Annotated in this window: 6 protein-coding genes; 4 read left to right on the top strand and 2 right to left on the bottom strand. The window is 44.1% G+C overall.

Translation table 11 applies throughout. The features are described from left to right. Together RT269_RS29460 and RT269_RS29465 are read left to right on the top strand one after the other, a co-directional pair. Positions 1 to 712 (top strand): sugar ABC transporter substrate-binding protein (locus RT269_RS29460; RefSeq protein ID WP_313188057.1); only part of this gene is annotated, 712 nt, incomplete at its 5' end. A 394-nt stretch (positions 713 to 1,106) separates the two neighbouring features. Next, positions 1,107 to 1,256, top strand: coding sequence for a hypothetical protein (locus RT269_RS29465; RefSeq protein WP_312447145.1), 150 nt, complete (start codon positions 1,107 to 1,109; stop codon positions 1,254 to 1,256). Positions 1,257 to 1,302: 46 nt separating this feature from the next. On the opposite strand, the gene RT269_RS29470 is transcribed toward RT269_RS29465, so the two are convergent. Further along, entirely contained in the window at positions 1,303 to 1,710 is a 408-nt protein-coding gene (locus tag RT269_RS29470; protein WP_054790255.1) for a hypothetical protein, read from the bottom strand. A 233-nt stretch (positions 1,711 to 1,943) separates the two neighbouring features. Beyond that, positions 1,944 to 3,284, bottom strand: coding sequence for a cell wall-binding protein (locus RT269_RS29475; protein WP_313188058.1), 1,341 nt, complete (start codon positions 3,282 to 3,284; stop codon positions 1,944 to 1,946). Between the two features lie 510 nt (positions 3,285 to 3,794). On the opposite strand from RT269_RS29475, the gene RT269_RS29480 reads away from it, so the two are divergent. Together RT269_RS29480 and RT269_RS29485 are read left to right on the top strand one after the other, a co-directional pair. After that, the gene (locus RT269_RS29480) at positions 3,795 to 5,729 is read left to right on the top strand and encodes a thiamine pyrophosphate-binding protein (protein ID WP_313188059.1); all 1,935 of its coding nucleotides are present in this window, start codon (positions 3,795 to 3,797) and stop codon (positions 5,727 to 5,729) included. A gap of 17 nt (positions 5,730 to 5,746) precedes the next feature. Beyond that, a partial coding sequence (locus RT269_RS29485; protein WP_313188060.1) for an NAD-dependent epimerase/dehydratase family protein occupies positions 5,747 to 6,153 on the top strand: 407 nt, incomplete at its 3' end.

Below are 6,153 nucleotides of genomic sequence, written 5' to 3' on the forward strand. Positions count from 1 at the left end.
TTTTATTGTAAAAGGTGTGGATTTAATTGCAATATGCTCTGTTGATTTTGGATCAGGGGAGAAGATTGTAAAATCTGCAAATGAATCCAATATTCCAATTCTGGCATTTACCAATGCAATCGGTGGAGAGGAAAGTGGACAATTTGATGGCCTTGTATCTTATGTAGGCCAAAATGAAGTAAATACAGGTGCAGTAACCGGTGAGCTTGCAAAACAGCTGTTAGGTAACGATGGCGGAAAGGCAATTTTAATTGAAGGCGTTCCGGGAACAACACCACAGATTAATAGAAAAAAAGGATTAGAACGGGCCCTGGAAGGCAGCAATATTGAAGTTATATTTAATCAGACATCTAACTGGGAAAAAGAACAGGCACTTAAAATTGTAGAAGACATGATCCAGAAAAAAACGGAGTTTAATATTGTAATCTGCCAGGATGATAACTCAGCAACCGGGGCAGGACAGGCGTTAAAAGAAGCAGGATTAAAAGATACTGTTAAAGTTATTGGTCTGGGCGGAAGTATTGATGGTCTTCAGGCAGTTAAAGATGGTTTGATTGATGGTACAACCTATATGTCAGCAGTTGAGGAAGGGCATGTAGCGATTGAAACAGCAGTTAAATTCTTAAAAGGTGAAACAGTTGCCCCTGTTACAGAAATTAAACAGGTTGAAGTAAATAAAGATAATGTAGATACTTTTAAAGGTGAGTGGTAAGGCTGTAGAGCTATGGAGCCAATGTAAATCTGCCCGCCAGTTAGCGAAAAGGCCTCACAGATTACAAAGTACCCCCATCTCATAAGCTTCAACTGAAGTAAAAACCACCTGAATATCAGAATATACAATAAAAAGTAATATTTAGTCGTTAAAATGTTATCAAAAGTGACCAATTTTTCACGAATTTTATCGACAATCTCTTACAGCACATATTGTACCCAGATTTATTAGTATGAATAGATGTTGTATTTTTGCCTCTTTTTAGAAAAAAATATGGCTTAATTATTAAAGAATGACAAATAATTGTCGAATATTGCGATTTGTTTCGCTTTTCAAACAATCAAAAACGGCTTATAGTGATTACAAGAAAAGCAAAAAAAGGAGGGTTTTCTATATGACAGACGCTGAGAAGCTAAGGATTATAGAGATTGAGAATGAAAGGCTTATGGAAGAGAATGAAAAACTCCATAAAGTGATCAAAAGGTTAAATCAGACGCTTAACAGATTGATAGGTCGTTACATAAGTGCTGACGAGGTTGCCTGATTAGGGATAGCCGGGGAGTGCGGGGGCACTCCCGGGAGTATCCCAATCAGGGATCGATCCCGGTTTTGGAAGTGTCCTCGTTACCGGGATCTAATCCTTTGGTCTTGCGCATCAGTTCCCATATTGTTTGGTGCATCCATTCAATAGTTTTATTCAGCTTTTCATTTTCTATTTCCAATTCAGTAATGCGATCCCCCATACGTGCGATGATCTCCCGGTTGTTATTGACTTTGTGTGGCGCCAATAAGCGTCGGACATAGGGAGAGGATGTGGCAATAATATGGGTAGAAAGCAATTCGTCCCTTGCTTCGCAGGAGAGATCCATAAAATCTTGATAACTGATGGATAAGGTTATCATATCCTCCCTGCACTTGGGGCAAACTGCGTTCCGCTGAAGCTGATAATATCCATAGTAGCCGCATTTGGGACAATAGTACACGGACAGTTCTCTCATCGGTCTCCTCCTTTTTTTACCATAAAAACAATCTACCTCTATAATATATAACGTAAAATAATTTTAATTATAACGCGAAAAGATACAAAAAATATAAAAAAATGTAAGTTTATAGAAGGTATACAAAAACCCCCGGATAATTGGTGCAGAATGCATAAAAGAGGTCCGCACGCGGCAAGCGTGCGGACCTCTTCATGTTTGAACGGATGAATCTTTTGTAATTTGTTTTTACTTTACTGGATAATGCCGTTTACATCGACAACCCATACTTTGTCATTAGAATCCTTATAATCCTTATATCCTGCTCCAAGTTCTGGCTTTGTAGCTGACTTGGAAGAAGAAGTTGCTTTTTGGAGGGAACCGCTGGCATTTACCAGATACTGATTGCCTTCAAAGGAAATAGGAGCAACCTTTAAGTCGGCATCAGCTTCTTTTCTTAAGCCATATTCATACAGGACGTTATCACGGACACCGTGAACTCCCTGTCCTTTGTTAGTACCTTCCGTCTGGAAGAACCATGACTGATCCTCATCCAGATCTTCATTGTAAACTGTCTGCTTTCCGGTAGTCATAGCACCGTCAGTTCCAAAGTAGAAATTGGCGATTTTGCCGTCTTCTAAGTTGACAACTTTCAGTCCGGTCTGCATTTCTCCCTTAGTATTGAATGCATATTTTTTTGAATCAATGGTAAATAATTCAAGACCATTTGCTGCGCAGGTAGGAGCACCATTCTTGAAATAGAAATTATAGATCTCTCCCTCTTCGCTGAGTCCTTCAATACCTTCGATTTCCTTCCAACCGTTAACCCGTGCACCATTCTCTGGATCATAGTACTGGTATCCAGCAGCTGTAGCAGCATCAGCAGTTGCTTCGGATTCGGTTGCAGTGACAGGAAGTTTGTACCAGCCCTTCTGCATGATTCCGTTTACAAAGGTATAATAGTTTCCATCGATCTTTTTGTCGACCTGGTTATCCACCATACGGCCGGTCTTATCAAAATAGTACCAAGATAGGGTTTCGTCAAGATCATCGGAGTCATTTTCAAGCTCAATCCAGCCTGTTTTCATAACGCCGTCATTTTCTTGTCCTAAATAATAAATACTTCCTTCAATCTCGATCTTTCCGGTCTGCATTTCACCCTGGTCATTGAAGTAGTACAAATCATCGTTGATTTTCTGCCACTTGGAAACAACTTCTTTACCGTTTTTTCCATAGTAGTGCCATAAAAACTCAGGAGCATCAGCTGAATCCCAGAAGTTTTCATTGGTCATGGAAATCCATTTGTCAGAAACCCTTTTCCCGCTTTCATCTACGTAATATTCATCGATTTGTGTATTAATGGCGACATTGCCGTCCTCATTTAAGTAGTACCAGTCTTCGCCGCGTTTTTTCCAGGAATCGGTTACGTAGCTGTCATCATCTTCAAAGAACTTCCAGCTTCCGTTTTCCTCAACCCAGCCAACTACCTTAGCATAGGCGGTGGCTGCTGTGTTGATTAAGCCCAACTCTGGAGCTGCTACGGTTAAAACACCGGCAGCGGATAATACAGCCATCAATTTTAAGTGCTTTTTCATAAATATGTTCTCTCCTTTTTTGCAATAAGTTTTATCGTGGCCGAAAATCCATAGTTGCATTACCCTGCGATTATACCGTATTATGGAGGCCATTTGATAGTGTGGTTTGATGGCAGATATGGAAGGAGATAACATAAAAAGAAAAAAGAAGAGAAATCCAAGGGGCCAGGACTAACCAAAAAGATGAAAATAAAGTAAGAAAACTTTAAATAGGAAAAAAAGGGGGGGTGTGGTATAATCTACACGAAAGCAAAGAGCAGTGCGAATTAGATCATGGAAAACTTTTCGTCGTGCTGGCACGTAAGAAAAGTTTTCCGTGATCTAATTCATAGGGCGAATGCCCGTGAGCCTGTGAAGCCGCAGGATTCACAGGCTACCCTGCGGACTAGAAACCACAGGATTCACAGGCTACCCTGCGTACCAGAAGCCACAGGATTCACAGGCTGCCCTGCGTACCAGAAGCTGCACAACGTACTAAAATAAACATCTCAAAAAGAGGAGAGAAGATCCATGAGAATGAAAGTATCCAATTATATCTCCCAGAAGTTGGTTGACTCCGGGATTACACAGGTGTTTACGGTTACAGGCGGAGGAGCCATGCATTTAAACGACGCCCTGGGACATCAGGAGGGAATGCACTGCTTATATAACCATCATGAGCAGGCATGTGCCATAGCGGCCGAGTCCTATGCCAGAATCAAGGACCGCATTGCTGCTGTCTGCGTAACCACGGGCCCTGGGGGCACCAATGCCATTACCGGAGTGCTTGGAGGTTTTCTGGATTCCATTCCCATGTTAATTTTATCAGGTCAGGTGCGCTATGACACAACGGCCAGATGGTCAGGGGTCGGGATCAGAGCCATGGGAGACCAGGAGTTTGATATAACAAAGGCGATTGACTGTATGACAAAATACAGCGAGATGGTGATTGATCCCATGAGGATCCGCTACACTTTAGAAAAAGCCATTTACCTTGCCCTATCCGGCCGTCCCGGTCCCACATGGCTGGACATCCCCTTAAATGTCCAGGGCGCCTATATAGAAACAGAAGACTTAATCGGCTTTTCCCCAGAAAATTACGAGAATGGCGGAGACGGCTGGTCCTCTGAAACCAACGCAAAAATAAAACAGGATGACCCCGGCTGCGGAGAAAAACGCCAGATCCTTCCGGAAAAGGTGACAGCAGATGTTGCCCGGGCCATTTTAGAAAAAATAAAATCATCTTCCCGTCCGGTAATCAATGCAGGCAACGGAATCCGCATTGGACAGGCCCACGAGGTATTCATGCGGGTGGTAGACAAGCTTGGAATTCCAGTAGTGACCGGTTGGAACAGCCAGGACTGCATAGAAGATGAGCATCCGCTTTACACAGGACGAGGCGGCGGAATGGGAGACCGCGCAGGGAATTTTGCCATTCAAAACAGCGACTTAGTCCTTTCCCTGGGAAGCCGCTTAAGCATCCGGCAGGTAGGGTACAATTATACTACATGGGCCAGAGAAGCTTTTGTAATTGTCAATGATATCGACCCTGAAGAACTGAAGAAGCCATCCATTCACGCCGATATGAGAATCCAGGCCAATGTAAAGGATCTGCTTACAGCCTTAGAGGAACTACTGGATTCAGAATACAAAACTCCCCATAATCACCCGCTCTTTTCCGGTGGAAAGGGTCTTGCCGGCATGACCTGGAATGAGACCTGCCGGATGTGGAAGGACAAATACCCGGTCGTGCTTCCAAAGCATTACAGAAGCGGCGAAGATGAGGAAGCCAATGTTTATGCATTTATAAAGGAACTAAGTACCCGGGTCCCTGAGAACAGGGTCACTGTGGTGGGAAATGGGTCCGCCTGTGTTGTGGGAGGACATGCCTATATCATTAAGAAGGGGCAGCGTTTCATATCCAACTCAGCGGTTGCTTCCATGGGCTATGATCTTCCGGCTGCCATTGGAGCAAGCGTTGCCAAGCAGGGAGAAGATGTCATCCTGGTAACAGGTGACGGAAGCATTCAGATGAACTTACAAGAACTGCAGACCATTATCCATCACCATATGCCTGTAAAGATATTTCTTATTAATAACGGAGGCTACCATTCCATCCGCCAGACCCAGAAAAATTTCTTCGGAGAGCCGTTGGTGGGAATCGGAGTGGACAGCCGGGATTTAAGCTTCCCTGACATGGAAAAGCTTTCAGCAGCCTATGGCTATCCTTATGTCCGTGCATGCCATAACAGCCAGCTGAAACATACGATCGAGACGGCGCTGGCCATGAAGGGACCCGTCATCTGCGAGGTATTTGTAAGCCAGGACCAGAATTTTGAACCAAAGTCCTCTGCGAAACGCCTGCCGGATGGAACCCTTATTTCACCGCCGTTAGAGGATTTGTCTCCATTCCTTTCCGATGAAGAGATGGACCGGAATATGATCATCCCGAGGATCAGGGAATAGCGAGGGGAGGAAAAGCGTTGAACGTTGTTGTAACAGGGGCCACCAGTTTTCTTGGGAGAGCATTGGTTGACCAGCTTTTAACAGAGAAAAATAAGGTATTTGCCGTAATCCGACCCGGTTCAAAGAATATGGGAAGCCTTGCGGCCGAGCGGGAGGGTCTTGTACGGATCGATGGTCACTTAGAAGAGCTTCATGAGCTGGATCAGGTAATCCACGAGCCATGCCAGGCATTTTACCATTTTGGCTGGGATGGCTCAGGAAGTGAAAACCGGATGAAACGAGAGGTCCAGCAAAAGAACGTGGAAGATTCCTTAAAGGCTTTGGAAGGAGCCAGACGCCTCGGCTGCAAACGCTTTCTTTTCAGCGGTTCCCAGGCGGAATATGGAATTCATAAAGATACGATGACAGAGGGGATGCCGTGTAA

The organism is Lacrimispora sp. (genome assembly GCF_032078915.1).
Taxonomy (GTDB): Bacteria; Bacillota; Clostridia; order Lachnospirales; family Lachnospiraceae; genus Lacrimispora.

Excerpts from the sequence above, each read along its gene's own strand:
- RT269_RS29465 (WP_312447145.1), top strand. The coding sequence starts at position 1,107 with ATGACAGACGCTGAGAAGCTAAGGATTATAGAGATTGAGAATGAAAGG.
- RT269_RS29470 (WP_054790255.1), bottom strand. The coding sequence starts at position 1,710 with ATGAGAGAACTGTCCGTGTACTATTGTCCCAAATGCGGCTACTATGGA.
- RT269_RS29475 (WP_313188058.1), bottom strand. The coding sequence starts at position 3,284 with ATGAAAAAGCACTTAAAATTGATGGCTGTATTATCCGCTGCCGGTGTT.
- RT269_RS29480 (WP_313188059.1), top strand. The coding sequence starts at position 3,795 with ATGAGAATGAAAGTATCCAATTATATCTCCCAGAAGTTGGTTGACTCC.